Origin of the sequence: Enterobacillus tribolii (assembly GCF_003363015.1) — a bacterium.
Lineage (GTDB): Bacteria > Pseudomonadota > Gammaproteobacteria > Enterobacterales > Enterobacteriaceae > Enterobacillus > Enterobacillus tribolii.
On sequence record NZ_QRAP01000014.1, the window covers coordinates 57847 to 83486 of the forward strand.

The 25640-nt window shown below is 59.5% G+C and carries 21 protein-coding genes; 9 read left to right on the forward strand and 12 right to left on the reverse strand.

Going from position 1 to position 25640, the window contains the following annotated elements; all coding sequences use genetic code 11:
- Position 1 precedes the first annotated feature (1 nt).
- The 8 genes from tssF to C8D90_RS20530 all read left to right on the forward strand — a co-directional run bounded on the left by tssF (position 2) and on the right by C8D90_RS20530 (position 13705).
- Positions 2-1888, forward strand: coding sequence for a type VI secretion system baseplate subunit TssF (gene tssF, locus C8D90_RS20495; RefSeq protein ID WP_115460325.1), 1887 nt, complete (start codon positions 2-4; stop codon positions 1886-1888).
- A complete protein-coding gene (gene tssG, locus C8D90_RS20500) occupies positions 1885-2964 on the forward strand; it encodes a type VI secretion system baseplate subunit TssG (RefSeq protein WP_115460326.1) in 1080 nt (359 codons plus the stop codon). Before tssF ends, tssG begins: the two co-directional genes overlap by 4 nt.
- Before the next feature lie 464 nt (positions 2965-3428).
- Positions 3429-6164, forward strand: a complete 2736-nt coding sequence (gene tssH / locus C8D90_RS20505) for a type VI secretion system ATPase TssH (RefSeq protein ID WP_115460327.1) — start codon at positions 3429-3431, stop codon at positions 6162-6164.
- A 45-nt stretch (positions 6165-6209) separates the two neighbouring features.
- On the forward strand, positions 6210-7697 hold the full coding sequence (locus tag C8D90_RS20510) for a serine/threonine protein kinase (RefSeq protein WP_115460352.1): 1488 nt from the start codon (positions 6210-6212) through the stop codon (positions 7695-7697).
- A gap of 299 nt (positions 7698-7996) precedes the next feature.
- Entirely contained in the window at positions 7997-9490 is a 1494-nt protein-coding gene (locus tag C8D90_RS20515; protein WP_376744994.1) for a nucleobase:cation symporter-2 family protein, read from the forward strand.
- Positions 9491-9748: 258 nt separating this feature from the next.
- Positions 9749-11398: an OFA family MFS transporter gene (locus tag C8D90_RS20520; RefSeq protein WP_115460328.1), complete on the forward strand. Its 1650-nt coding sequence runs from the start codon at positions 9749-9751 to the stop codon at positions 11396-11398.
- 828 nt (positions 11399-12226) lie between these two features.
- Complete coding sequence (locus tag C8D90_RS20525) at positions 12227-12772, forward strand: hypothetical protein (RefSeq protein WP_115460329.1); 546 nt, start codon at positions 12227-12229, stop codon at positions 12770-12772.
- Between the two features lie 51 nt (positions 12773-12823).
- Positions 12824-13705 carry a peptidoglycan-binding domain-containing protein gene (locus tag C8D90_RS20530; protein ID WP_115460330.1) on the forward strand — a complete coding sequence of 294 codons (882 nt, stop codon included), beginning with the start codon at positions 12824-12826 and terminating at the stop codon, positions 13703-13705.
- Positions 13706-13777: 72 nt separating this feature from the next.
- On the opposite strand, the gene dmpG is transcribed toward C8D90_RS20530, so the two are convergent.
- From dmpG to C8D90_RS20590, 12 genes are all read right to left on the reverse strand, one after another.
- On the reverse strand, positions 13778-14788 hold the full coding sequence (gene dmpG / locus C8D90_RS20535; RefSeq protein WP_115460354.1) for a 4-hydroxy-2-oxovalerate aldolase: 1011 nt from the start codon (positions 14786-14788) through the stop codon (positions 13778-13780).
- Between the two features lie 38 nt (positions 14789-14826).
- The gene (locus C8D90_RS20540; RefSeq protein WP_115460331.1) at positions 14827-15759 is read right to left on the reverse strand and encodes an acetaldehyde dehydrogenase (acetylating); all 933 of its coding nucleotides are present in this window, start codon (positions 15757-15759) and stop codon (positions 14827-14829) included.
- Entirely contained in the window at positions 15746-15958 is a 213-nt protein-coding gene (locus C8D90_RS20545) for a tautomerase family protein (protein ID WP_115460332.1), read from the reverse strand. Before C8D90_RS20545 ends, C8D90_RS20540 begins: the two co-directional genes overlap by 14 nt.
- An 82-nt stretch (positions 15959-16040) precedes the next feature.
- Positions 16041-16835, reverse strand: a complete 795-nt coding sequence (gene dmpH, locus C8D90_RS20550; RefSeq protein ID WP_115460333.1) for a 2-oxo-3-hexenedioate decarboxylase — start codon at positions 16833-16835, stop codon at positions 16041-16043.
- An 11-nt stretch (positions 16836-16846) separates the two neighbouring features.
- Positions 16847-17629: a 2-oxopent-4-enoate hydratase gene (dmpE, locus tag C8D90_RS20555; RefSeq protein ID WP_115460334.1), complete on the reverse strand. Its 783-nt coding sequence runs from the start codon at positions 17627-17629 to the stop codon at positions 16847-16849.
- 8 nt (positions 17630-17637) lie between these two features.
- Positions 17638-19092: a 2-hydroxymuconic semialdehyde dehydrogenase gene (locus tag C8D90_RS20560; protein WP_115460335.1), complete on the reverse strand. Its 1455-nt coding sequence runs from the start codon at positions 19090-19092 to the stop codon at positions 17638-17640.
- A gap of 42 nt (positions 19093-19134) precedes the next feature.
- Complete coding sequence (locus C8D90_RS20565; RefSeq protein WP_115460336.1) at positions 19135-20070, reverse strand: catechol 2,3-dioxygenase; 936 nt, start codon at positions 20068-20070, stop codon at positions 19135-19137.
- Positions 20071-20134: 64 nt separating this feature from the next.
- The gene (locus C8D90_RS20570; RefSeq protein ID WP_115460337.1) at positions 20135-20446 is read right to left on the reverse strand and encodes a 2Fe-2S iron-sulfur cluster binding domain-containing protein; all 312 of its coding nucleotides are present in this window, start codon (positions 20444-20446) and stop codon (positions 20135-20137) included.
- A gap of 4 nt (positions 20447-20450) precedes the next feature.
- Positions 20451-21236, reverse strand: coding sequence for a benzoate diol dehydrogenase BenD (benD, locus tag C8D90_RS20575; protein ID WP_115460338.1), 786 nt, complete (start codon positions 21234-21236; stop codon positions 20451-20453).
- A gap of 14 nt (positions 21237-21250) precedes the next feature.
- Entirely contained in the window at positions 21251-22273 is a 1023-nt protein-coding gene (gene benC, locus C8D90_RS20580) for a benzoate 1,2-dioxygenase electron transfer component BenC (RefSeq protein WP_115460339.1), read from the reverse strand.
- Positions 22274-22303: 30 nt separating this feature from the next.
- On the reverse strand, positions 22304-22792 hold the full coding sequence (gene benB, locus C8D90_RS20585) for a benzoate 1,2-dioxygenase small subunit (protein WP_115460340.1): 489 nt from the start codon (positions 22790-22792) through the stop codon (positions 22304-22306).
- Positions 22789-24171: a Rieske 2Fe-2S domain-containing protein gene (locus tag C8D90_RS20590; protein ID WP_115460341.1), complete on the reverse strand. Its 1383-nt coding sequence runs from the start codon at positions 24169-24171 to the stop codon at positions 22789-22791. The genes benB and C8D90_RS20590 overlap by 4 nt, the downstream gene beginning before the upstream one ends.
- Positions 24172-24621: 450 nt before the next feature.
- On the opposite strand from C8D90_RS20590, the gene C8D90_RS20595 reads away from it, so the two are divergent.
- On the forward strand, positions 24622-25443 hold the full coding sequence (locus C8D90_RS20595; RefSeq protein ID WP_115460342.1) for an IclR family transcriptional regulator domain-containing protein: 822 nt from the start codon (positions 24622-24624) through the stop codon (positions 25441-25443).
- Positions 25444-25640: the final 197 nt, after the last annotated feature.

Sequence of the window (25640 nt, forward strand, 5' to 3'; positions counted from 1 at the left end):
CATGGAAAGGAAGCAGCTGGAATATTACAACCGTGAACTTGCCTACCTGCGCGAGATGGGGGGCGAATTCGCCGAAAAATATCCGAAGGTGGCCGGACGCCTGGGTATGCACGGCATCGACGTTGCGGATCCGTACGTCGAGCGCCTGATGGAAGGGTTTGCCTTCCTGACGTCGCGCGTACAGTTGAAGATGGACGCGGAGTTCCCGCGTTTTTCCCAGCGGCTGCTGGAAATCATTTACCCGAACTACCTGGCGCCCACGCCGTCGATGGCTATCGCGGAACTGCTGCCGGACGGCAGCAAGGGCGACATCAGCGCCGGCTTCGTCATTCCGCGCGGCACCACCATGGACAGCCAGACGCTGAAAAAGAACGGCATTACCTGCAGCTACACCACCGCGCACAACGTAACCCTGCAACCGGTACGGCTGGCCCAGATTGAGCTGGGCAGCATTCCGGCAGACCTGCCGATGACCGAGCTGGGCATGCAGCACGACGGCGCCGTCAGCGCGCTGCGTATCCGCCTGGAGTGTTTTGAAACCGTCACGCTTAACAGCCTGAAGCTGGACCAGTTGGTGTTTTATCTCTCCGGCCCCGATCAGCAGGCCCAGCAGTTGCTGGAACTGCTGATGGAGCACGCCACCGGCATCATCTGCCAGACGGTGGAAGCCAAGCCGCTGCGCCGCATTTTGCCGGACGACGCGCTGCGTCAGGAAGGGTTCGATGCGGATCAGGCGTTGCTGCCCAACGATCTGCGTAACTTCGACGGCTACCGGCTGTTACAGGAATATTTCGCCTTTCCCGCCCGTTTCCAGTTTTTCAGCATCAGCGGCCTGAGCGCCCTGCTGAACAACCTGGGCGAAGAGCGTAAAGAGGTGCGCCAGTTCGACATCGTGGTGTTGCTCGACAAACAGGACGTGCCGCTGGAGCGCGTCGTCGATGTCAATCACCTGGCGCTGAACTGTACGCCGGTCATCAACCTGTTTCCCAAAATCGCCGATCGCATCACGGTCAGCGAGAAGAATCATGAATATCACCTGGTGGTGGATAACATCCGTCCGCTGGACTACGAAGTGTTCTCCATCCAGCGCCTGCGCGGCAGCGCGAGCGAAAAACGCTTCGAGCAGGATTTCCGCCCGTTCTACAACACCCTGAACGACGACGACGGCAACTACGGCGCTTACTTTTCCCTGCGCCGCGAACAGCGCACCCTGTCGGATCACGCGCGTCAGTACGGCACCCGCACCGGCTATATCGGTTCCGAAGTGTTCGTTTCGCTGGTTGACGAGCGCCAGTCGCCGTGGCACGGCGCGCTGAAGTACCTCAGCGCTGACGTGCTGTGCACCAGCCGCGATCTGCCGCTGATGCTGCAACAGCAGGAACAGGGCAACTTCGTGATGCCGGACTCGATTCCCATCCGCAAGGTGGTGCTGAGAAAAGGGCCGACCGCGCCGCGCCCGGCGCTGGCTGAGGATATGATCACCTGGCGCCTGATCAGCCAGCTACAGCTTAACTACCTCAGCATTATGGACGGCGATCCGGAACAGGGCGCCGCCGCCCTGCGTCAGTTGCTCGGATTGTATGGCGATCTGAGCGAGCCGGCCGTCGCCAAGCAGATTCAGGGCATCCGCCACTGCAAGCTGCGCCCGTCTTACCAGCGGGTTCCGGTGCCGGGGCCAATCGTCTTTGCCCGCGGGATTGCCATCGATCTCACCATCGACGAGCAGGCGTTTTCCGGCGGCAACCCTTACCTGCTGGGCAGCGTACTGGAGTATTTATTCTCCCGCCTGGTGTCGATCAACGCCTTCACTCAGGTGACGATGTTCAGCCAGCAGCGCGGAGAAATCGCCTGCTGGCCCGCGCGCATGGGTAAGAGGACGCTGATATGAGCGAATCCGCCGCACCGCGCATCAATGCGCTGTACCGGTTGCCGGATGACTTCTGGCCGCGCCTGATCGCTCAGCCGTATAAGACCGATCTGTTTCAGTTGCTGCGCCGTATTGATGCGCAGGGCGGGCAGGCATACCCGCTGGGGCGCGCCCCGCTGCCGCGTCATGAAATGCTGCGGCTGGGCCAGGAACCGTCGCTGTCGTTCGCGCCGTCCACGCTTTCGGGCGTACGTCCGCGCCCCGGTACGCCGCTGCATGAAGTTTCGATTTACAGTTTCGGCCTGTTCGGGCCGAACGGCCCGCTGCCGCTGCACCTGACCGAATACGTGCGCGGGCGCATTCATCATCACCATGACACCGCGCTGGCGGACTTCGCCAACCTGTTTCACCACCGGCTGACGCTGCTGTTTTACCGCGCCTGGGCCGACGCGCAGCCGACCGTGTCGCTGGATCGGCCGGATAATCATAAGTTTGATGATTATATGTCGAGCCTGATCGGGAATGGTCAGCCGGCGCAGCGGAACTGCGACAGCCTCAGCGATCACGCCAAGCATTTCATGACCGGGCATTTGACGCGGCACAGCCGCGACCCGGAAGGGTTAAGTAAGATTTTGCGGCATTATTTCCGCGTGCCGGTGCGGATCGTGGAGAACGTTCCGCAGTGGATGATGGTAGACAGGCGGGATCAGGCGCAGCTGAGGAAGGGGCGCACCGCGCGCCGGCTCGGGCAGTCTTCGTTTCTCGGGATTGCGGTGCGGGACGTGCAGCATAAGTTCCGCATTGAGTTGGGGCCGATGCCGCTGGAGACGTATGAAGGGTTCCTGCCGGGAGGGAAGCTGTGTCAGCAGCTGCGGGATTGGGTGCGGCAGTATCTCGGGATTGAGTTTGTGTGGGAAGTTAAGTTGATTTTGGCGAAGGCGTCGCATGGTGGGATGAGTTTGGGAGGGGGGCAAAAGCTGGGGTTGAGTAGTTGGTCCGTGACGGAGAAGAGCCGGCGGGATGCGGGGGATTTGGTGTTTAGTTTGGAAGGATTGGAGAATTCTGGGGGGCGGGTGGTGCCTGAGGGAATGAGGTAATCCTTTTGGGGTTTGGTGGGGTTCCGGGCGCCGGGGGCTCCGTGCCGTATTACAAGGCCGCTGCGGGCGACCGGGCAAAGGGTGGCGGCGGCCACCCTCTGCACTCCCGCGCTTTGGGTGCGGGCCGCCTTTCCCGCCCGCTTCGCGGGTCCCTTCCTCACCCTTCGGGCCTTATGGCACCGGCTGCGGAAGGCACATCCTGTGCCTCCTCGCCTCTCGCCGCATCCCTGCGGCGAGTGCCGGCCCGAAGCGTTCGTCAGCGGTTCAGGAGGCCAGTGGCTTTGGGTGGAACTGTGATGATTTTTAGAGAAGAAAAATATTCAGGTGTTGTTGGTTGAGGTTTGTTCTTTTTGATTTTTGACACACACAGAAACAGGTTTGCAGTTCGGGTTTTATGTTGGCGGGCGGAGTCCCGTTTGTCAGAGCTTCATTACTAATAATCTATTAATTCTTTAAGGATTTTTATGTCTGAAATCAGCCGCTCAGTTCTTTTCGGCAAACTGGATAGTTTGCTGTTCACTTCCCTGGAAAGCGCCACCGCCTTCTGTAAACTGCGCGGCAATCCTTACGTTGAGCTGGCGCACTGGCTGCATCAGTTGATGCAGGCGCCAGAGGGCGATTTGCAGCATATCATTCGTCATTATAAGCTCGATGAGGCCCGTCTGGCCGCCGATATCGTGGAAGCGTTGGATCGTTTGCCGCGCGGCGCCAGCGCCATTTCCGATCTTTCCGAGCATATCGATGGCGCCGTTGAGCGTGCCTGGGTGTACGGTTCGCTAAAGTTCGGCGCTTCGCGTATTCGCGGCGGGCATCTGCTGCTCGGGTTGTTGAAAACCTATAATCTGCGTCATTTGCTTAAGTCGATCTCGCCTCAGTTTGATCGCATCAATGCCGATATATTGATGGAACAGTTCCCTGCCGTCACCGCATCGTCCTCCGAGAATTCATTGCCTCAGGATGAAGCCGCGCCAGCGTCGGCAGGCACCGGAACCGGTGCGCCCGGCGGGGAGGCCGCCGGCGGTATTCTGGCGCAGTATGCGCAGGATATGACCGCCCGCGCACGCAGCGGCGAAATCGATCCCGTTACCGGCCGTGATGAGGAAATCCGCCAGATCATCGATATCCTGATGCGCCGTCGTCAGAATAACCCATTGCTGGCCGGTGAGGCCGGCGTCGGCAAAACCGCCGTGGTGGAAGGCCTGGCCCTGCGCATCGCCAGCGGCGAAGTGCCGCCGCCGTTGCGCGATGTGCGTCTGTATCTGCTGGATATCGGGATGTTGCAGGCAGGCGCGGGCATGAAAGGCGAGTTTGAGAAGCGCTTACAGTCGCTGATCAGCGAGGTGCAGTCCAGCCCTACCCCTATCATTCTGTTTATCGACGAAATCCATACCCTGATCGGCGCCGGCGGCGCGCAGGGAACCGGCGATGCCGCCAACCTGCTGAAGCCGGCGCTGGCGCGCGGGCAGTTGCGTACCATCGGCGCCACCACCTGGTCGGAATATAAGAAATACATTGAAAAAGACCCTGCCCTGACCCGCCGTTTCCAAGTCGTGCAGGTGCTGGAGCCGGGCGAGGAGAAAGCGCTGCAAATGCTGCGCAGCACCGTCAGCCCGCTGGAGCAGCATCACCGCGTGCTGCTGCTCGACGAGGCGGTCGATGCCGCCGTGCGTCTTTCCCACCGCTATATTCCGGCCCGTCAGCTTCCCGACAAAGCGGTCGCGTTGCTGGATACCGCCTGCGCGCGCGTGGCGGTCAGTCAGCACGCCAAACCGGCGCAGGTTGAAGACTGCGAGCACCGCATCAGCGCGCTGGAAATCGAGCTGCATATCGCGCAGCGCGAGGTGAAGGTCGGCATCGGCGACGCCAAACGTCCGGAGGAGATCGAAGCCAGGCTGGAAGCGCTGCGCGCGGAGCTGGAAGTGCTCACCGAGCGCTGGCAGCAGGAGCTGGATCTGATCCAGCAGATTATCGACCTGCGTGCCCGTCTCCATCAGGAAGAACAGAATGCCGCGGCGGAAGTCAGCGAAACGGCAGAAGGCGCAGAACAGGCAGAACAAACCGAAAGCCCGCAGCAGGCGGAGGAAACGGCGGAAAACGCAGTTCCTGACGCTGCCGGAGCGCGTCTTCAGTTGGAAACGTTGCAGCAGCAGTTGCAGGATTTGCAGGGTGAAAACCCGCTGATTTTCGCCGCCGTCGATGCCAACATCGTGGCCGCGGTCGTGGCCGACTGGACCGGTATCCCGCTGGGCCGTATGGTGAAAAACGAAATTGAAGCGGTGCTGCGTCTGGCCGATACCCTGAACCAACGCGTTATCGGCCAGCGTCATGCGCTCGACCTGATCGCCCGCCGGGTACGGACCTCACGCGCACGCCTGGACGACCCCAATAAGCCCGTCGGCGTGTTCCTGCTCGCCGGCCCTTCCGGGGTCGGTAAGACGGAAACCGCGCTGGCGCTGGCGGAAACGCTTTACGGCGGCGAGCAGAACGTCATCACCATCAACATGAGCGAATTCCAGGAATCGCACACCGTCTCCACCCTGAAAGGCGCGCCTCCGGGCTACGTCGGCTATGGCGAAGGCGGCGTACTGACCGAAGCGGTGCGTCGTCGTCCTTACAGCGTGGTGCTGCTGGACGAGATCGAAAAAGCGCACCCGGACGTGCATGAAATCTTTTTCCAGGTCTTCGACAAAGGCTGGATGGAGGACGGCGAAGGTCGTCATATCGACTTCCGCAACACCATCATCATCCTGACCTCCAACGTCGGGTCCGAACTGATCAGCGGCCTGTGCAGCGATCCCGAACTGGTGCCAGAGCCGGACGCCCTGAGCGCCGCCCTGCGCCCGCCGCTGCTTTCAGTGTTCCCCGCCGCATTGCTGGGACGTTTGCTGGTGGTGCCTTACTACCCGCTCAACGACAGCACGCTGGGCAACATCGTGCGTCTGCAACTCGGCCGCATTCAGCGCCGGCTGGCGGAAAACCACGATATCGTCACCACCTACGATGACGCCGTGGTGGAAATGATCGTCAGCCGCTGCACCGAAGTGGAATCCGGCGGCCGTATGGTCGACGCGATCCTGACCAACACCCTGCTGCCGCAGGTCAGCCATACCCTGCTCAGCGCCAGCGCCGGCGACCAACGCTATCGCGCGCTGCACATCGGGCTGCAAAACAACGAGTTCGATTGTCAATTTCAGGTATAACCCGGACCGCGCCATGCGGTTCCGCGTTCGCAGAGAGTGAACATTATGTCAGATAACGGAATCAGAAAGCCTAACTCGAACGGTTTGCCTGTCGGTTACCGCTTCAACGAGTTTGAAATCAAGGAAGTCATCGGCGAAGGCGGCTTCGGCATCGTTTATCGCGCGTACGACCACCAGTTGGAACGCACTATCGCCATCAAGGAATACATGCCCTCCACGCTGGTGATGCGTAATGACGATCTCAGCCTTTCCCTGCGCGGCGAACGTTTCAGCAAAACGTTTCAGGCCGGTCTGCACAGTTTTATCCAGGAAGCGCGCCTGCTGGCGCGTTTCTCCCACCCCGGCCTGCTGCACGTGCTGCGTTTCTGGGAGCAAAACGGCACCGCCTACATGGGGACGCAGTTTTACACCGGCACCACGCTGAAAAATTTCCATCAGGAGCATCCCGGCAAAATCAACGAAACCTGGATCCGCCGCCTGCTGCCGCCGCTGTTCAGCGCCATCAATACCTTGCACAAAGCCGGCTACCTGCATTGTGATATCTCGCTGGACAACATCCAGATCCAGGATAATCAGTTGCCGGTGCTGCTGGACTTCGGTTCCGCGCGCAAAGAGATCGGCAACCTGTCCGATGAAACGGAAATCATGCTTAAGCCGGGATTCGCCCCGATTGAGCTGTACACCGACAATAATGACGGCGATCAGGGCGCCTGGACCGACATCTACGCCCTCGGCGCGGTGCTGCATACCCTGATCGTCGGCACGCCGCCGCCGGTCAGCGTGGTGCGCAGCATCGAGGACAGCTACCAACCGCTGATGGAACTGCGCCCGCAGGGCTATTCGCTGGAGCTGCTGTATGCCGTCGACCGCGCGCTCGCCCTGAGGCCGGAAGATCGTCCGCAAAACATTACCGAACTGGCCGACCTGTTGCGTTTGCCTATCGCCATGGAAGCCAAGGTGATTACGCCGCCGGCAGTCATCCCGGAGAACCGGCCGGTCCCCACCCCCGCGCCCATGCCGGTGGTCAATGAGCTCCCGGCCCACAACCGCTCCGCGTTCTACCCGTTGCTGGCCGGCGTGGGGATTGTCGCCCTGCTGGCGGCGGGCGCGTTCGTTTGGTTCAGCAGCAACTCCGGCGGCCATACGCCCGCGCCGCCGGTAGCGCAGACGCCGCCACCGCCGGACACCCCAACGCCGCCGACAGAACCAGCGTCGCCGGGGCAAACGGCGTCAAATACCAACCCGGCGCCGGAAACACAACCGCCCACAACCACGGCGCCGGATTCCACGAACGTGACGGCCCCGCCTGCCGGGGCGCCCATCGCGCGGGTTTATTTCCGTCTGCAGGCGGGCGAGCGCGTTTCGATGAACGGCCAGACGCAAAGCATTTACCCGGACGGCAACGGGTACGCCAGCCTGAATCTGCCGGCAGGGGATTATCAGTTGGAAATTCTTAATGATGGCCATACCCCGCGCCGCCAGCAGATTACCATTAATGCTCCCGGCACCTGGCTGATCGCGCCGGCAGGTTAACCCCAATACGGCGGAGGGCGCCTCCTCCGCCGCTTCTGTTTACGTCGGGTGATAAGCCGTATCATCACTCTCAATATGATAGATAAATTTATCAATCCCCCTGCCGCCCTTCCTGCACAGCCTCATCACGCCCCCTGTTATCTCCCCTTATCCGCGCTATAACGTGATGACTTTCACACTTTACCGCCCTGCCCGCATTTAACCCACAATCTGGCACACCTTGAGCATCTTCATGACGACAGCACCCGGAAACAGCGACGCCACTTGCCGCAAAGTCAGTGAACATTTAAGGAGCCGACGTGGGCATCTCAGAGAAGTACTTCCATGCGGATAACGCAACATCCGCGAATAAGCATGTTGAGCCGGTTGAAGAGATTTTGCCATTGGGGCAGATGCTGGTATACGGTTTCCAGCACGTGCTGGTGATGTACGCGGGGGCAATCGCCGTGCCGCTGATCATCGGCAAAGCCGTGGGAATGACCAACGATCAAATCATTTTGCTGATCAGCACCGACCTGTTTATCTGTGGCTGCGCCACCATCATGCAATCCATCGGCATCGGCCGCTGGATCGGCAGCCGTCTGCCCATCGTGCAGGGCTGTACCTTCGCAGCGTTGGTGCCGATGGGGCTGATCGGTCAGCAATACGGCATCGGGGGCATTTCCGGCGCGGTTATCGTCGCGGGTATCTTCACCCTGCTGTGCGCCCCCTGGGTGTGCAAGCTGGTGCGCTTCTTTCCCAAGGCCGTCATGGGGACCATTGTTACGCTGATCGGCCTGTCCATCCTGCCCGTCGCCGGCGGTTGGATCGGCGGCGGCGATCTGGACGCCGTCAGCTTCGGCAGCGGCGGTTCGCTGCTGATGGCGACGCTGACGCTGCTGGTCGTATTGCTGGTCTACACCTTTGGCAGCGGCATGGTGAAGAACATCGCCGTTCTGATCGGCATCATCGCCGGCACCCTGGTTTATCTGGCGATGGGGAAACTGGATTTGTCCAACCTGCACGCAACGGGCTGGCTGGCGTTTCCCCGGCCGATGCGCTTCGCGGCGATTGAATTTCACCTGATGCCGGCGATGCTGATGTCGATGGTGATGATCGTCGTGATGGTGGAAACCATGTCGTCGATGATGGCGATGGGCGACATCGTCGAGCGCCCCGCCGATCAAAACACGCTCAAGCGCGGGCTGTACGCCTGCGGCGGCGCAACGCTGATCGGCGGTATCTTTAACATGTTCCCTTATGCCGCCTTCGCCCAGAACGTCGGGCTGGTCAGCATGACCGGCGTGCGCAGCCGTTTTATCGTCGGCGTCTCCGGGCTGATCCTGATTACGCTGGGGCTGTTTCCCAAGCTCGCCGCGCTGGTCGTGGCGGTGCCGAAGCCGGTGCTGGGCGGCGCGGGCATCGTGATGTTCGGCATGGTGGCCGTTTCCGGCATCCGTACGCTGGGGCAGGTTGATTACCGTAACAACAATAATGGCATGGTCGTGGCCCTGACGCTGGGCATCGGCATGTTGCCGGTGCTGGTGCCGCAGTTGTTCCGCCAGTTGCCGCCCGCGGCGGAGATGTTTCTGCACAGCGGTATCACCGTCGGCACCATCGTCGCCATTCTCGCTAACCTGATCCTCAACGGGTTTGATCGTCAGACCAAAATTCCCGGCTGCCGTGAATGCACGTTGCCTGACACCTCAACCCCGAACAGCACTGCGGCACGCGACGTTGCTATCCGCACCGTGCGGGTGTGGCTGCTGCTGAAGCGTTTTCAGGCCAAACACGAAGACGTCACGGAAAGATAATTCCCCCTGCGCGGCTCTCAGTATGAGAGTCGCGCCTATCAAATTCGCATCCCTCTGATACAGCCTGGCAAGTTTATTTATTAAACAATTTAAGAATGAAATTTAACCAGGAATAAATTCAGTAGCTGTATCGTTTCTTCACGTCCTGCGGCCGTTTTCTTCGCCCTTTCCGGCATGGCTGGCACTGTTCTTGCCTTTATTACTCTGCCTTCAGCCACCGCGGTGGCTGGAATACCTAAACGTGAAAAGGACAGGAAAATGGCGCAAATAAATGAAACTATAACGACCCCACCTATTTCCCCCCTTGGCAGTTTTTTCGCTAAACCCCGCATCATCGCCAAACCCGGTTTTAACCGCTGGCTGGTGCCGCCGGCTGCGCTGGCCGTGCACCTGTGTATCGGTATGGCTTATGGCTTTTCCGTGTACTGGCTGCCGATGTCGCAATTAATCGGCGGCAGCGAACCCCTGGTGTGCCCGGTTGATATGTCGTTCTGGCAGCAGTTGGTAACCCGTAGCTGCGACTGGAAAATCTCCATGCTCGGCTGGACCTATACGCTGTTCTTCGTGTTCCTCGGCTGTTCCGCCGCGTTGTGGGGCAGCTGGCTGGAGAAAGTCGGCCCCCGCCTGGTCAGCTTCGTCGCCACGCTCTGCTGGTGCGGCGGGCTGCTGCTTTCCGCCGTCGCAATTTATTACCACCAGCTCTGGCTGCTGTGGCTGGGCGCCGGCGTGATCGGCGGTATCGGGCTGGGTCTGGGCTATATTTCCCCGGTGTCGACCCTGCTGCGCTGGTTTCCCGACAAACGCGGCATGGCGGCCGGGATGGCGATTATGGGATTCGGCGGCGGCGCGCTGGTGGGCGCCCCGCTGGCAAACTGGCTGATGAACTTTTTCGCCGACGCCACCGGTAATGGCGTCTGGCAAAGCATTCTGACGCTTTCCCTGATCTATGCGCTGTTCATGTTTTGCGGCACCTTCGGCTACCGCCTGCCGCCGCTCGGCTGGCACCCGTCAGGGGATAAAGCGCAGAAAGCGGTCAGCCGGAACCACACGATTCAGGTTCATGTCAGCGTCGCTTGGCGCACGCCGCAGTTCTGGCTGCTGTGGCTGGTGTTGTGGCTGAACGTCACCGCCGGCATCGGCCTGCTGGGCATGGCTTCGCCAATGCTGCAGGAAATTTTTGCCGGTAAGCTGCTGTCGCTCGATCTCGCCTGGCAGGAGCTGAATGACGACCAGCTGCGCCGCATCGCGACCATCGCGGCGGGATTTACCGGGCTGCTCAGCCTGTTTAACATCGTCGGCCGTTTTTTCTGGGCGTCGGTGTCGGACGCCTGCGGCAGAAAGATGACCTTTGCCATCATCTTTATGCTCGGCGCCGTGCTGTACGGCTCCGTGCCGCTGATTAATCACGCCGGCTACGTCACGCTTTTCGTCTGCGCGTTCTGCGTGATTATCTCTATGTACGGCGGCGGATTCGCCACTATTCCCGCCTATCTGGCCGATATTTTCGGCTCTCAGATGGTGGGTGCAATTCACGGCCGCCTGCTGACGGCCTGGTCTGCCGCCGGCATCAGCGGCCCGGTGCTGGTCAACTACCTGCGCGAATACCAGCTTGCGCAGGGGATCGCGCCGGAAAACGTGTATGACATCACCCTGATGGTACTGACCGGGTTGCTGGTCATCGGGTTTATCTGTAACCAGCTGGTACGGCCGGTGTCGGAAAAGCACGCGATGACACAAGAACAGCAGCAGCAGGCGAAAGGCATGTACACCGTCAATAAAGATGCGCAGTTAACCTGGGAAGCACGCCCCTCCTATGCGCTGATGACGCTGAGCTGGATCGCCGTCGGTATTCCGTTGCTGTGGGGCATGGGAATGACCCTGCGCCAGGCGGTGCGTTTCTTTATGTAACCGTTTAATTACCGCAAGCCGGGAGAACCCGCTCCTGTTTCAGGCGCGGGTTTTTATGTTGTGTTATTGCACGGATTTATAAGACGAAAACGGAGATACAGGCGCCCGGTCCGCTATGTATCAATTTCTCTCTTCCCGCCCAGCCGGACGTAGCGGCACACCTGGCGGCAAGCACCTCCCCGTCCCGGCTGACGCAAACCGCCGCTGCTGTTCACGCGGATGTCCCTGTGGTACGCGCTGGCTGGCGACATCGTGCAGCTTATTGTCTCAGGGCGTTGCTGGCGCGGCGTCGATGCAATCGCAGGACGGGCACCGGCGGCGCTTCGCTTATTTCCCTGGCCCGGGTGATCTTTATCTGCTACTGCCTTGCCGGCGTTTGCTGGATATATGTGGGGCGCAAACTGAAAGCCACAGCCTGATTATCTGCACCTGCCCCGCACAACGTTATGCCGTGCGGCATTAATCCCGTAAAGATGCGTTGTTAATAAGCGCCTCCTCGCGATGGATAATTAATAAACATGCGCTAATCCGCTTCTTCCGGTCTATTTACAGAATATCCCTATATTATTAATCGCGCAGATTTCACTGCATCTGTGCGATATTTTCATCTGGCATTTTTTGATGATTAGGATAAAACCCAACTCATGAATCAATGACGGTATCATCTATCGAAAAATAAAAGAGCAGATAAAGCCACTCGCATATTTCATGGTTAAGACGTATGATTTATGCCTCATAATTACGTTGCAAAGCTTCTGATTCTAATCGGCGGATTCATTCGTCTTATTAGTCCCTGATATCGTCGTTCATCGCAGGCAGACATAATTAATGAAAAGATATATTAACAAGTTGTTGTTCCCCATTATCCTTGGTGTTTCACTGAGCGCATGCCAGCAGGATCAAGACACCAACGCCAACCGGTTTTATACCCCGCTTTCCGGCGCAACGTGCCAGCAGCGCGTGCTAGAGGAAGTGACCGGCAGTACGGCAGACCGCTGCCCTGGCGTTGCGAATTATCAGTTGGATATTCTTTATGATGATAATCGCATGTCGCTCGATATCATTACGCCCGATCAGAACACCCATCCGTTAAATCTCTGGGACATTTTACCCTCAGGTTCATCTTCCCTGGCCAGCAATGCCGAATGGCGGATGAAAGACGGAAAACCTTTTGCCCTGATCGTCCGGGTTGATACCACCGACCAGAGTAATATCAACAACCCTGTACGTTCGTCTCATCTGATGATTAGCAAAATTACTCAGAGCCAAATTTGCGTGGTCGATAAGATCAATGCCGCACAAGAAAAAGCGACCGAGGAAGCGAATCAAGTGGCGGACAATGCGGCAAATAAACCCTGTTTGCCCACTGAGTAATAGCAGTCTCAATAAAATATGGAATTACTTTAAATAAAGAAGGAATCCATTATGGCTTCTCCGGCTCCGGCATGTAAGAAAGCACTACTCGACGCAACGCAAAAATGGCCCAACCGTAACCGGGCTGCCGATGGCATTATGGGCGACGCCGCCCACCAGGCCAGACGCAGCGACCACAACGAAGGCAACGCCTTTGACCTGACCCACGATCCGCTGAACGGCGTTGACTGCGCCACACTTTCCCGCGACGTGTTGCAGGATTCCAGGGTGAAATACGTTATCTACAACCGCCAGATCAACAGCCTCGACGGCAAGGGCTGGCGTACGTATAACGGCGCCAACCCCCACACCAAACATATGCATGTCTCCATTAAGAATGACAAACGCAGCGATGTCTCTGCCTGGCCGTGGTCCAGCGCAGCCGGTTTGTCAGACGCCAGCGCAACGGGCGCGGCGGCGCCGGCGGCCAGAGGAACCAACTACCCCGGTTCCCCGGTGAAAAAAGGCCAGAGCGGGGAGACCGTCGGCCTGATCCAGAAACAGTTGAACAAGCAGGGTTCGATGCTGACGGTAGACAATCACTTTGGTGATAAAACTTACCAGGCGCTGAAGCTTTTCCAAAGCCGCAACCGGCTAACCCCCGACGGCATCGCCGGCGCGCAAACCTGGGCCGCGCTGTTCGCTACCGGCAGCGCAGGTGTGGGTGCAGCCGTTCCCGGCTTCACCACCAATCTGTCGCAGGGCAGCCGCGGCACGAACGTCACCAAGGTTCAGCAACAGCTGAATACTCTGGGCGTCACCCCCAGGCTGTCAACCGACGGCGTATTCGGCGCCAAAACCCGTGCGGCCGTTATCGGCTTCCAGCGTAAGTCCGGCATCACGCCTGACGGCGTCGTCGGTCCGCATACCTGGTCACGCCTGTGGCGCCGTTAAAACGCCCGGTGCGGTAACAAAGCGAAACCCCATGACGATAAGACGCATGGGGTTCGTTTTTTGGCGCTCACATCAGTGGTTCAGCAGATCCAACGCCACATCAACGATCATATCCTCCTGCCCTCCGACCATTTTCCGCTTGCCCAGCTCCACCAGGATATCAACGGTATTAAGGTGATATTTCTGTGCCGCAGCCTCGGCATGGCGCAGGAAACTGGAGTAAACCCCGGCATAGCCCAGCGCCAGCGTATCGCGATCCAGCCGCACCGGCCGGGTCTGAAGCGGCCGTACCAGGCTTTCGGCGGCATCCATCAGACGATACAGGTCACAACCGTGTTGCCAGCCCAGCTTGTTCGCCACGGCGATAAAGGCCTCCAGCGGCGCGTTGCCCGCGCCGGCGCCCATGCCGGTGAGGCTGGCATCGATGCGGTCACACCCCTCTTCCACCGCGGCGACCGAGTTGGCGACGCCCAGCGCCAGATTATGGTGGGCGTGCATCCCGGTCAGGGTTTCCGGCTTCAGGACGGCCTTCAGCGCACGGAAGCGTTCGCGAATGTCGGCCGTGGTCATCGCGCCGGCGGAATCGACCACGTAAACACAGGTCGCGCCGTAACTCTCCATCTTCTGGGCCTGTTTCGCCAGGTTCTCCGGCGTGGTCATATGGCTCATCATCAGGAAACCCACGGTATCCATGCCCAGCCTGCGCGCCTCTTCAATGTGCTGACGGGAGATATCCGCTTCGGTACAGTGCGTCGCTACCCGTACCAGGCGAATCCCGGCATCCCAGGCATCGCGCAGTTCATGCACCGTCCCGATCCCCGGAATCAGCAAGGTCGCCAGCATCGCGCGCTCCGCGCTTTCCGCCGCCGCCGCAATCATCTCCAAATCGGTATGCGCGCTGAAACCATAGTTGAAGCTGGAGCCGGCCAGCCCGTCACCGTGCGCGATTTCAATGGCGTCCACACCGGCCTGATCCAGCGCATGAACCACCTGGCGCACCTGTTCCAGCGAATACTGGTGACGCACGGCATGGCTGCCGTCACGCAGCGTAACGTCTGAAATGAACAGCTTTTTCTCTTTCATCATAGATTTTTCTCTTTCATCATAGACATGCCGACTCCTTACAGTAAGCGGGTTTGCGCCAGACGCTCCGCGCAGGCTTTGGCCGCCGAGGTCATGATGTCCAGATTTCCGGCGTAGGACGGCAGGTAGTGCGCCGCGCCTTCCACTTCCAGAAAGACGGAGGTTTTCAGGCCCGTCATCTTTCCGAGTCTGGGTATTGTCACGGGGTTCGCCTCGTCATGCAGATCGAACTGTACCTTTTGCTTCAGGCGGTAACCGGGAACATAGCGCTGAATGGCGGCCACCATCCGTTCTACGCTATCTTCAATGGCAGCGCGGTCGGCCGGGTCAGACAGAGTAAATACCGTATCGCGCATCATTACCGGCGGTTCGGCCGGGTTGAGGATGATGATCGCCTTGCCGCACGCCGCGCCGCCGACGCGTTCTATCGCCTGCGAAGTCGTTTCGGTGAACTCATCAATGTTCGCGCGCGTTCCCGGCCCGGCGGAGCGGCTGGCGATCGAGGCCACGATCTCGGCGTAATGCACCTTCGCCACGCGCGCAACGGCGGCGACGATCGGAATCGTCGCCTGACCGCCGCAGGTCACCATGTTGATGTTGGGCGCGTCCAGTTGGTCGTCGAGGTTAATCGCCGGGATGACATAAGGGCCGACGGCCGCCGGCGTCAGGTCAATCACCCGCACGCCGTGCTGCTGCAACAGCGCATTATTGTGCAGGTGCGCAGAGGCCGAGGTGGCGTCGAAAACGATTTTGACGTCGGCGAAACCGGGCATGGCAAGCAGCCCCTCCACGCCGGTATCAATCGCGGCAACGCCCATACGCGCCGCGCGCGCCAGCCCGTCCGACGCCGGATCTATGCCCACCAGCGCCGCCATTTCCAGATGGTCGCCGTGGCGCAGAATTTTAATCATCAGATCGGTGCCGATATTGCCCGAGCCGATGATGGCAACCTTAACCCTAGCGCTGTTCATTTCCGCCTCCTTGCGCCGCGTTGCCCTTGGCGTTGCCGCCCACCCCCCAGTGCGCGCCCGGCAGTTCGTAAATCAATACCCGCACGCTTTCACGCGGGGCGTCCAGCGCCCGTACGGCGCCATCGGTCAGTTCTGCAATGAGCCGCACCTTCTGCTCATCGCTGCGACCGGCAATCAGGTTGACCTGAATAATCGGCATGTTGCCACCTTCATCAATAAGGGAGACAAGAGCGCCGCGCGGAGCATTTCCGGCCGCGCTCCCTGAAGCGCTGACGGCAGACTTACCCGGCGGTGAAGCGCACCGACAAGCTGCCCAGGTTCTGGTAGCCGACGCTGATATTGTCGCCGGCAGCAACCGGGATCGCCTCGGTCATGCCGCCCGTCAGAATCAGCGTCCCCGGCGGAATTTCGCGCCCGCGCGCGCCCAGCATATTCGCCAGCATCGCCACGCTGCTGGCAGGATGCCCCAACACCGCGGAACCGGCAGCGGTCGCCACCACTTCGCCATTCTTGTACATCACAACGCCAAGGTTGCGCAGATCCAGCCCAATCGGGCTGCGGCTGTAGCCGCCCAGCACGTAACGCGCCGACGAAGTGTTGTCGGCGATGACGCTTTTCAGATCGAAACGGAAATCCTTATAACGCGAGTCGATGACTTCCAGGGCCGGCAGCACGAAGTCGGTTGCGGCCAGCACATCGCCGATGTGGCAGCCGGGGCCTTTCAGCGCACGTTTGGTCACGAACGCGATTTCTGCCTCCACCTTCGGGTGGATCAGCCGGGAACAGGGAATTTCACCGCCGTCGGCCACCGAGCCATAGTCGGTAATAAAGCCGTGAATCGGCTCGGTAACGCCCATTTGCTTCATTTTGGCGTGGGAAGTCAGCCCCATCTTCAGCCCGGCGATCCTGACCCCGCGCGCCGTTTTGCGGGCGCGGATAATATCCTGGATGTCATAGGCATCCTCCCAGTCCATGTCCGGGTACTGGTCGGTGATCTTGGTCACCTCTTCGCGTTGCAGCTCGGCGTTCTCCAGGTAGGTCGCCAGCTGTTCGCGCGTGGTTTGATCTAACTTCATCGGGTTGCTCCTTAAATGAAACGTGCGCTGACGGAACCGATACTGCCCAGCGAGATGCTCAGGCAGTCCCCCGCGCCGACGGGCACCATCGCCGCCAGTGAACCGGACAGGATCACTTCTCCCGCCTTCAGGGGGATCTCCAGCGCGCCCAGGGTATTCGCCAGCCACGCTACCGCATTGGCCGGATGCCCCAGCGCGGCGGCCCCTGCGCCCGTGGCAACCACTTCGCCGTTTTTCTCCAGCGTCATGCCGACCAGGGCCAGATCCAGCCCGCGGGGAGAAACCGCGTTGTCGCCCAGCACGATCAGGCCGGAGGAGGCGTTGTCGGCGACCGTATCCTGAATGCTGATTTTCCAGTCGCGGATGCGCGAATCGACCACTTCGATGCACGGCACCACCAGCTCCGTTGCCGCCAGCGCATCGGCCAGCGTCACGCCGGGGCCGGTCAGATCCCGCTTCAGAATGAAGGCGATCTCGCCCTCCGCCTTGGGCGCGATCAGCGGCCGGACATCGAGGGCCGCGCCGTGGTCGTACACCATGCCGGACGTCAGCATGCCGAAGTCCGGTTGGTGCACGTCCAGCATCTGCATCACGACCTGGCTGGTGACGCCGATTTTCTTGCCGATGATGCGTTCCCCGGTCGCCTCCAGGCGGCGGGCGATCATGCGTTGCTGAATGCGGTAGGCGTCGGTGATGGTCAGCGACGCATCCTGCGCAATCAGCGGGCCGATAGCCGCCGCGTTTTTCCACGCCTCATACAGCGCATCGCCGTAATGCGCGATTTTGTCATCCATTTCTCACCTCACAGTTTGACGCAGACGTTGCGGGTTTCGGTATAGAACTCATAGGAGTGCGCCCCCCCTTCACGGCCGATGCCGGACTGTTTGGCGCCGCCGAACGAGGTGCGCAGGTCGCGCAGGAACCAGCTGTTGATCCAGAAAATCCCGACGTTAATCCGGCTGCCCAGACGATGGGCGCGCCCGATGTCCTGCGTCCAGACGGTAGACGCCAGGCCGTATGGCGTATCGTTCGCCAGCGCAACGGCCTCTTCTTCGCTGTCGAACGGCGCCAGATGAACGCAGGGGCCGAAGATCTCTTCGCGGATCACCGCAGACGTCTCCGGCAGCCCGGTCCAGATGGTCGGTTTCACCCAGGCGCCTTCGGCCAGCGCGCCCGGCAGCGCCCAGCGTTCGCCGCCGGTAACCACCGTCGCGCCGTCAGCCACGGCTTTCTCATAGTAGGAGAGCACCTTGCGCTGATGCGCCAGCGACACCAGCGGCCCGAAGTTCATGCCGTCGTCGTAAGGGTTGCCCGGCTTCAGCGACTCGGCGCTTTGCTTCAGCGCGGCGACGAAGCGGTCGAAGATCGGGCGCTCCACATAGACGCGCTCGGTGCCCAGGCACACCTGCCCGGTGTTTTCAAACGCCGAACGGGTAATCCCGGCCACCGCTTTGTCAAAGTCGCAGTCGGCAAACACGATGCCGGCGTTTTTGCCGCCCATCTCCAGCGACACCGGGCGGACGCCCCTGGCCGCCGCTTTCATGATCACCTCGCCGGTACGCGTTTCCCCGGTAAAGGTGATGCCATCAACGCCCGGATGTTCGGTGAGGAAGGCGCCTGCCGAATCCGGGCCGAAGCCATGCACCAGGTTGAACACGCCCGGCGGTACGCCGACGGTTTCCATCACCTCCGCCAGCAGCGTGGCCGTGGCGGGCGTCTCCTCCGAGGGCTTGACCACCACCGTGTTGCCGCAGGCCAGCGCCGGGCCGACCTTCCAGGTCATCAGCAACAGCGGCAGGTTCCACGGGCTGATGACGGCAATCACGCCGCGCGGCGTACGCACGCCGTAGTTCACCGCTTTGCCGCCGTCCGGCGTATCGAACATGTAGCTTTCGGTAGGGAAACGCTGGCTAAGATCGGCAAAGTCGCGGAAATTATCGCCGCCGCGCGGAATATCAACCCGGCTCGCCAGCGTTTTGGGTTTTCCCGTATCGGCGATTTCCGCCGCCAGAAAATCGTCGAAGCGGCGGCGGATTTCATCAGCGACGGCCACCAGCATGTTGCCGCGCGCGGCCTGCGTCATGCTGCCCCATGGGCCGTTCAGCGCCGCACGCGCCGCGTTGACCGCAGCGTCCACCTCCTCTTTGCCCGCCTCATGTACCAGCGCGACCAGGCTGTTATCGATGGGGTTACGGTCTTCAAACTGCTTCGCCGTCGTTACCCACTGGCCGTTAATGTAGTTTCGGAATGCTTTCATTGCGCGTAACTCCTTGATGATAAATGTTTCTCTTCCGGCGGGTCAGGTCACCACCGTCAGAAATGCTTCGTTCAGTTGGCGGGTGTGATAGAAGATGCCTTTGCCCAGCTCGTCCAGATCCCAGTGAATTACCGGCTTGTCGGGGTATTGGATGTAGCCGCCGCAGAAAACCTCGTTGCGGTTGCCGGACGGATCGAAGAAATAGATGGTGGTGCCGCGGGTGATCCCGTGGCGGGTCGGCCCGATGTCCAGCGACACGTTGTTCATTGAGATCAGGTCAGCGGCGCGCAGCACGTCGTTCCAGGAGTCGAGGAAAAATGAGATGTGGTGCAGCTTGCCCTTCTCCGGGTAGCGGATGAACGCCACGTCGTGCGCTTTGTTGGCGCAGGCGAAAAACGCCCCGGCCAGGCTGCCGTCGTTTTTATCGACCACCTTCTCGCTCAGGTCAAAACCCAGTACCTCGGTGAACAGTTTGGTGGTGCCGTCAATGTCGTCCCCGTACAACAGGCAGTGATCGAAGCGGGTGGGAGACATGCCGATGACGCCGTGTTCCGGCCAGGGCTCCGGGTTCAGGTAGCCTACCTCGCTGGCGATCATCTCTTTTTCGGCGTACAGCTCCATGGTGTGTCCGGTCGGGATGACGAAGCTGAAGCGCTCCCCGGTGCCCGGATCGTCGCCGGCCGGCAACCATTTGCAGTCGCTGCACAGCCCGGACTCAATGATGTCCAGCGACAGTTGCTTCATCACTTCCGGCGAGGTGACGCGCCAGCCCATGTAGTCGATGCCTGCCTGGCCGGCTTCGCGCAGGATTACGCTGTGATGTTCCCATTCATCCCAGGCCTTGAGAAACACCCGTCCCCGGCCGTCGCGGGCCACTTCGCGCAGCCCGACGATCGACGTGTAATGCTTAACGGCCTCTTCCAGATCCAGTACCCGTATGGCCACGTGGCCCGGGCGTAATACACCTTTAATCGGCATATCCTTTCTCCTCAATACGTTAGTTATTCAGGGGTAACGGTGGGCGAAGTCAGTCCGCGTGACGTCAGCCGTCGCTGAATTTTTCCAGCCGGTATTTCATTTTTCCGATTACTTTCAGCACCAGGCCACTTTCGGGATAACAGCGGCACGCCAGCACGATGCCCCGCCGCCGTTCCTCCGGCGTCAGCACGGCGGTACTCATTTTTCCGCAGCGCCAACTACCGGTCAGAATCTGTACCTTGCAGATGCCGCAACCGCCGCCGCGGCAGCCGGCCGGAATGCCTTTTCCGCCCAGCCGCTCCATGCCGCGCAGCAGATCGTTCTCCGCCGCGCAGAGGTAGGTTTGGCGCGTGTTTTCAATTTCTATCCGGTGCATAGCGCTAACCCAGATCGCCGCCGGCGACCGGAAGAACGGTGCCCGTGATGTAGCTGGCTTCGTCGCTGGCTAAAAACAGGATGGCGTTGGCCTGCTCCGCCAGCGTGCCGTAGCGGTGCATCAGGCTGCTGTTGACGGTTTGATCGACGATTTGCTGATACCACGCCGCTTCCTGCTGGTCGGCGACCTCGTTGTTACGCGGCGTCAGCCGGGGCGGCGCGTCGGTGCCGCCGGGCGCGGTGGCGTTAATACGGATGCCGTGCTGCGTGTATTCCAGCGCCAGCGACTGGGTCAACGCGTTAATGCCGCCCTTGGCCGCCGCGTAAGGCGCCCGGTTGACGCCGCGCGTGGCGACGGATGACACGTTGACGATCGCGCCGCCCTTTTGCTCCAGCATCAGGGGCAGCACCGCGCGGCATCCCCACAGGGTCGGAAACAATGAGCGGCGGATTTCCGCCTCAACCTGTTCCGGCCGGTAATGGGCGTAGGGGCGCGCCCAGATGGTTCCGCCGACGTTGTTGACCAGCACGTCGATGCGGCCGTAGCGGCGGTGAACCTGCGCGATGGCCTGCTCGGTTTGCGCCCATTGCTCCAGGTCAGCCAGAACGGTAATCACCTCCGCACCCTCTGCGGCTAACACGCGCGCCACGTCGTTGACGTAACCGGCGCGGTCAATCAATGCCAGACGGGCGCCTTCGGCGGCGGCCTGCGCGGCAACCTGTTTGCCGATGCCCTGCGCCGCGCCGGTAATAACGACGACTTTGCCGGTAAAACGTGCTCGCTGTGTCATGTTCTTCCTCCCGCTCAGGATGCCGCTTTCAGGCTGGGCGCAAATTTCTCGTAGTAGAAATTTGCCGGGGTTATTCCCTGCTGCGTAAAGTGGCGCATCACGGCGTCGACCATCGGCGGCGGGCCGCACAGATACACATCGACATCGCCGTCGTTGAGCATTTCAGGGGAGAAATGCCGGGTAACGTACCCTTTGCGCGCATGGGATGAGGCGTCATCGGCGACCACGGTCAGGTAACGGAACTGCGGCAGGCGCTGCGCCGCGGCATCCAGCGCGTCCAGCTTCACCAGATCGTCGTCATGCGTGACGCCGTAAATCAGGTTGACCGGCTGGTCGCACCCGGTTTGCGCCAGGGACTCCAGCATAGACAGGAACGGCGCCAGCCCGGTGCCGCCGGCCAGGAACAGCAGAGGACGGGTCGCCGGACGCAGGTAAAAACTGCCCATCGGCCCGGTGAGGGAGAGCGCGTCGCCCGGTCGCCAGGCGTGTTGTAAGTAGCCGCTCATCAGGCCGCCCGGCACGTTGCGGATCAGGAACGCGAGATCGCCGCTGCCCGGCAGGGAGCTGAACGAATAGGCCCGCACCTGCGTACTGCCGGGAACCTGAATGTTGACGTACTGACCCGGCAGAAATTGCAGCTCCTGCCCCGGCGCCAGCCGCAGGCACAGCTCCGTCGCGCTGTCGGAAAGCGGCCGGACGGCGGCCAGCGTGGTGCAGTAGCTTCTTACGCCGGTTTTGCATTGGGCGGATGACAACGGTACGTCGATCACGCAGTCCGACATCGGCACCATCTGGCAGGTGAGCACCTGCCGCTGACTCGCTTCCCACCCGGACAACGCCTCTTCGAGATAATCATCGCCGAGCGAATACTCGCCCTGCCCGCAGCGGCATTTGCAGGTGCCGCACACGCCGTCGGAGCAATCCATCGGCAGGTTGACCTGCTGGCGGTAGGCGGCATCCAGCACTTTTTCACCGGGATAACACTCAATGAAGTTGGTAACGCCATCTTCAAAATTCAGGGCAACGGTATACGCCATCGCATTTACCTCACATACGATTCATCGTTTTCAAACGTGATAAATATCAATAACCTGATTGATATAGTCGTTGTTGAGCCGGATCTTTTTCTTCACGATGCCCGGCCTGCCGTCGCGCATCTCCAGCGTGCAGTGGGTGGTGCCGAAATACATGTCGGTGCTGTGATAACGGTGGCTGTAGGTCACCCAGTTGTAGCGCACCTCGGCGCGCTGCCCGTCGCCGGACAACATTTCGACGTTGCCGATCATGTGAGTGGTGCGTGGCTCCGGCGTGCTGGCGCTGGAACGTTCAGTCTTGATGCGGTACACCCGGTCTTCCAGACCGCCGCGGCTGGGGTAATACATCAGCGACATCTGCGTTTGCGGATCGTCCGTCTGCCGGTCGTCGTCTCCCCAGCAGGGCATCCAGTATTCGACGTTCGGGCTGTAGCAGCTCAGCCATTCGTCCCACTGGCGATCGTCAAGCTGACGGGCTTCGTAACAGAGAAACGCGGTGATGGATTGCAGGTCGAGGCTCATGGCATGATCTCCAGCGTCTGAACAAGGGAAGCCTTCTCCGCCCTGGCTTTAGCGACGCCCGCCAGCATCGTTTTCTGCCAGTGGGCATGATGGGATATGTACAGCGCTTCATCCTCGGAGCGGCAGCCGCTCATGGCGGGATTCATACCGACAAAACGCGCGTGTTCATCGGCCCCTGCCTCCCAGTGTTTGGCGCCGCGGCTCAGATCGCTCCATTCAAGGTTTTCACCGTTGAAGCCCTGCTGGCAGGCGCGGAACTCTTCCAGATCGTCCGGCGTTCCCATGCCGCTGACGTTGAAGAAATCCTCATACTGGCGGATGCGCAGCGCACGCGAGGCGGCATCTTCCCCTTTGGGGCCGAAGCAATAAATCGTGACTTCGGTTTTATCCACGGCGATCGGCCTGAGCACCCGGATCTGCGAGGAGATCTGATCCATGATGTAAACGTTGGGATAGAGGCCCAGATTGCGGGTTTCATTGACCATCAGATCGGCGCGGCGTTCGCCGAATTCCTCCAGCAGGCGCCCGTGATGCTGATAAACGGGACGCACCTGCGGGTTGATAAGTTTGGTCCACAGCAGCAGGTGCCCGTGTTCAAAGCCATAGCCGCCGCCAATGCTTTTCGACCAGCAATTGGCATCGACGGCCTGAGTGCCGTTGTCCTCATAGTTGCGGCGCGTCATGGTGGAAACATAGTTCCAGTGCACCACGCCGACGTGGTAACCGTCCGCGCCGTTCTCCGCCTGCAATTTCCAGTTAGCGTTATATACGTAGGTGGACGAACCGGGCAGAACCTCAAGCCCCTGCGGCGCCTGATCGACGATGAGATCGAGGACGACCCGGGTGTCGCCCAGGTACTCTTCCAGCGGCAGCACGTCGTCGCTCAGGCTGCCGAACAGGAAGCCGCGATAAGACTGAAAACGCGGTAAGGCTTTGAGATCCTGCGCCCCTTCCTTTTTGAACGAGTCCGGATAATCTCCGGTGCTTTCGTCTTTGGCCTTCAGCAGCGCGCCGGTGCTGCTGAATGTCCAACCGTGAAACGGGCAGGTAAACGCGCTTTTGTTGCCCGACTTGCGGCGGCACAGGGTCGCGCCTTTGTGAGTACAGGCGTTGATCAGGCCGCGCAGTTCGCCGTTTTTATCGCGGGTAATGACGATCGGCTGGCGGCCGAGGGTCAGGGTCAGATAGTCGCCGGGTTCGGCGATCTGGCTTTCATGGGCCAGATAAACCCAATTCCCTTCAAACACATATTTCATTTCCAGCTCAAACAGCGAGGCATCGGTAAATATCTTGCGGTTGCAACGATAAATACCTTTTTCCTTATCGACCCAAAGCGCATTCTTTATTATTTCTTCCGCGTTATTAATTTGATTACTCATGTAATATCTCCACCAGTCGGCTGCCGGAAACGACGCACCACCGTCATTGCATTTAATGCACGGATGCGTTTATTTGGATTGATAGATTCCGGGATAATATAAAAACCGGACAATAACGTTAAAATTGTAATAATGGCGTTATATGCTGAACGCGCGATTTCGGAAAATTAATATTTCAATAATTAATAAGGACACATTTACTCCCGACAGTAAAACAGGAAGATAAATTCAGACTAAAGCCAGCGTTAAATGAAAATATAGAGCGGCAACCCTCTGCGTCAATAACACCGCCTGAAATAGCGTGCGATTATCGAACAAAATGTTATTGATATGTTATTAATGTGATCGATGTGGGAAAACCGATAAGAGTCGATGGATGATAAGGCGGTAAAGGGTGTAGTCATGATGTTACTCTCTTGAAAGGCGATATCGCAGCGGGGAATAAATAGCATGGATACACATAATTTTAACACTAAGGAAACAACCGATACGCTAACGACGGCGCTCTCCATTGCTCACGGTGACCCTAACTTCATGCAGTCCCTCGCCCGCGGCCTTGAAATATTGCAATCATTTACCCCGCGCAGGCAGCGCCTGTCGGTATCGCAACTAAGTCAGAAAACACGGATATCACGCGCGGCGGTTCGTCGCTGTCTATATACCCTTTCAGCGCTGGGATTCGTTCATAGCATCGACGGGCGTAATTATGAACTGCTGCCCAGGGTACTGACGCTTGGTCATGCTTATTTAATGTCGACGCCGTTGGCTAAGGCGGCGCAAAATACGCTGGATCATTTATGCCAGACGCTGAACGAATGTTGTTCGGTTGCCATATTAGAAAGCGGTGATGCGCTGTATATCGCCAGGGCCTCAACCGGGCCGTCCATGAACATTGATTTAGGCAGGGGTTGCCGCCTGCCCGCCTATTGTTGCGCATTGGGAAAAATCTTATTATGCGGATTAACAAAGGAGGCGTTGGATGCCTATTTAGCGCGTACGGTATTTATTCCTCATACGCAATATACGATAACGAATGCCGACCAGCTGCGCGCAACGCTGGAAGAGATCCGCCGGCAGGGTTATGTGATTAACGATCAGCAGGTCGGGATTGGCCTGCGCTCCGTTGCGGTGCCGATGTATTCGTATTCAGGCAGAGTCGTGGCGGCAATGAGCGTCGAGGTTCATGCATCTCAGGTGACGGTGAACGCACTGAAGGAGCGTATATTGCCGGCTTTGCAGCACGCGGCGGCGGATTTGGCGTTGATATTGTAATTGTTTACCGCCGGCGGCTGACATCATGGGGTCAACCCTATATCCGGAGAATCAACGACAGGCCTGGCAGTTTTTTTATTGGCGCCAAAATTAATTCTGACTTTTGATATACCTCCCCAAATTGTACCTTCCCGGCAAAAAAATATACTTTTTAACGCTATTCAATTTCATCCTTCCCTATTTTATATCCCGGGTCT

Coding starts and splice junctions, on each gene's coding strand:
- tssF (WP_115460325.1), top strand. CDS start 2: ATGGAAAGGAAGCAGCTGGAATATTACAACCGTGAACTTGCCTACCTG.
- tssG (WP_115460326.1), top strand. CDS start 1,885: ATGAGCGAATCCGCCGCACCGCGCATCAATGCGCTGTACCGGTTGCCG.
- tssH (WP_115460327.1), top strand. CDS start 3,429: ATGTCTGAAATCAGCCGCTCAGTTCTTTTCGGCAAACTGGATAGTTTG.
- C8D90_RS20510 (WP_115460352.1), top strand. CDS start 6,210: ATGTCAGATAACGGAATCAGAAAGCCTAACTCGAACGGTTTGCCTGTC.
- C8D90_RS20520 (WP_115460328.1), top strand. CDS start 9,749: ATGGCGCAAATAAATGAAACTATAACGACCCCACCTATTTCCCCCCTT.
- C8D90_RS20525 (WP_115460329.1), top strand. CDS start 12,227: ATGAAAAGATATATTAACAAGTTGTTGTTCCCCATTATCCTTGGTGTT.
- C8D90_RS20530 (WP_115460330.1), top strand. CDS start 12,824: ATGGCTTCTCCGGCTCCGGCATGTAAGAAAGCACTACTCGACGCAACG.
- dmpG (WP_115460354.1), bottom strand. CDS start 14,788: ATGAAAGAGAAAAAGCTGTTCATTTCAGACGTTACGCTGCGTGACGGC.
- C8D90_RS20540 (WP_115460331.1), bottom strand. CDS start 15,759: ATGAACAGCGCTAGGGTTAAGGTTGCCATCATCGGCTCGGGCAATATC.
- C8D90_RS20545 (WP_115460332.1), bottom strand. CDS start 15,958: ATGCCGATTATTCAGGTCAACCTGATTGCCGGTCGCAGCGATGAGCAG.
- dmpH (WP_115460333.1), bottom strand. CDS start 16,835: ATGAAGTTAGATCAAACCACGCGCGAACAGCTGGCGACCTACCTGGAG.
- dmpE (WP_115460334.1), bottom strand. CDS start 17,629: ATGGATGACAAAATCGCGCATTACGGCGATGCGCTGTATGAGGCGTGG.
- C8D90_RS20560 (WP_115460335.1), bottom strand. CDS start 19,092: ATGAAAGCATTCCGAAACTACATTAACGGCCAGTGGGTAACGACGGCG.
- C8D90_RS20565 (WP_115460336.1), bottom strand. CDS start 20,070: ATGCCGATTAAAGGTGTATTACGCCCGGGCCACGTGGCCATACGGGTA.
- C8D90_RS20570 (WP_115460337.1), bottom strand. CDS start 20,446: ATGCACCGGATAGAAATTGAAAACACGCGCCAAACCTACCTCTGCGCG.
- benD (WP_115460338.1), bottom strand. CDS start 21,236: ATGACACAGCGAGCACGTTTTACCGGCAAAGTCGTCGTTATTACCGGC.
- benC (WP_115460339.1), bottom strand. CDS start 22,273: ATGGCGTATACCGTTGCCCTGAATTTTGAAGATGGCGTTACCAACTTC.
- benB (WP_115460340.1), bottom strand. CDS start 22,792: ATGAGCCTCGACCTGCAATCCATCACCGCGTTTCTCTGTTACGAAGCC.
- C8D90_RS20590 (WP_115460341.1), bottom strand. CDS start 24,171: ATGAGTAATCAAATTAATAACGCGGAAGAAATAATAAAGAATGCGCTT.
- C8D90_RS20595 (WP_115460342.1), top strand. CDS start 24,622: ATGGATACACATAATTTTAACACTAAGGAAACAACCGATACGCTAACG.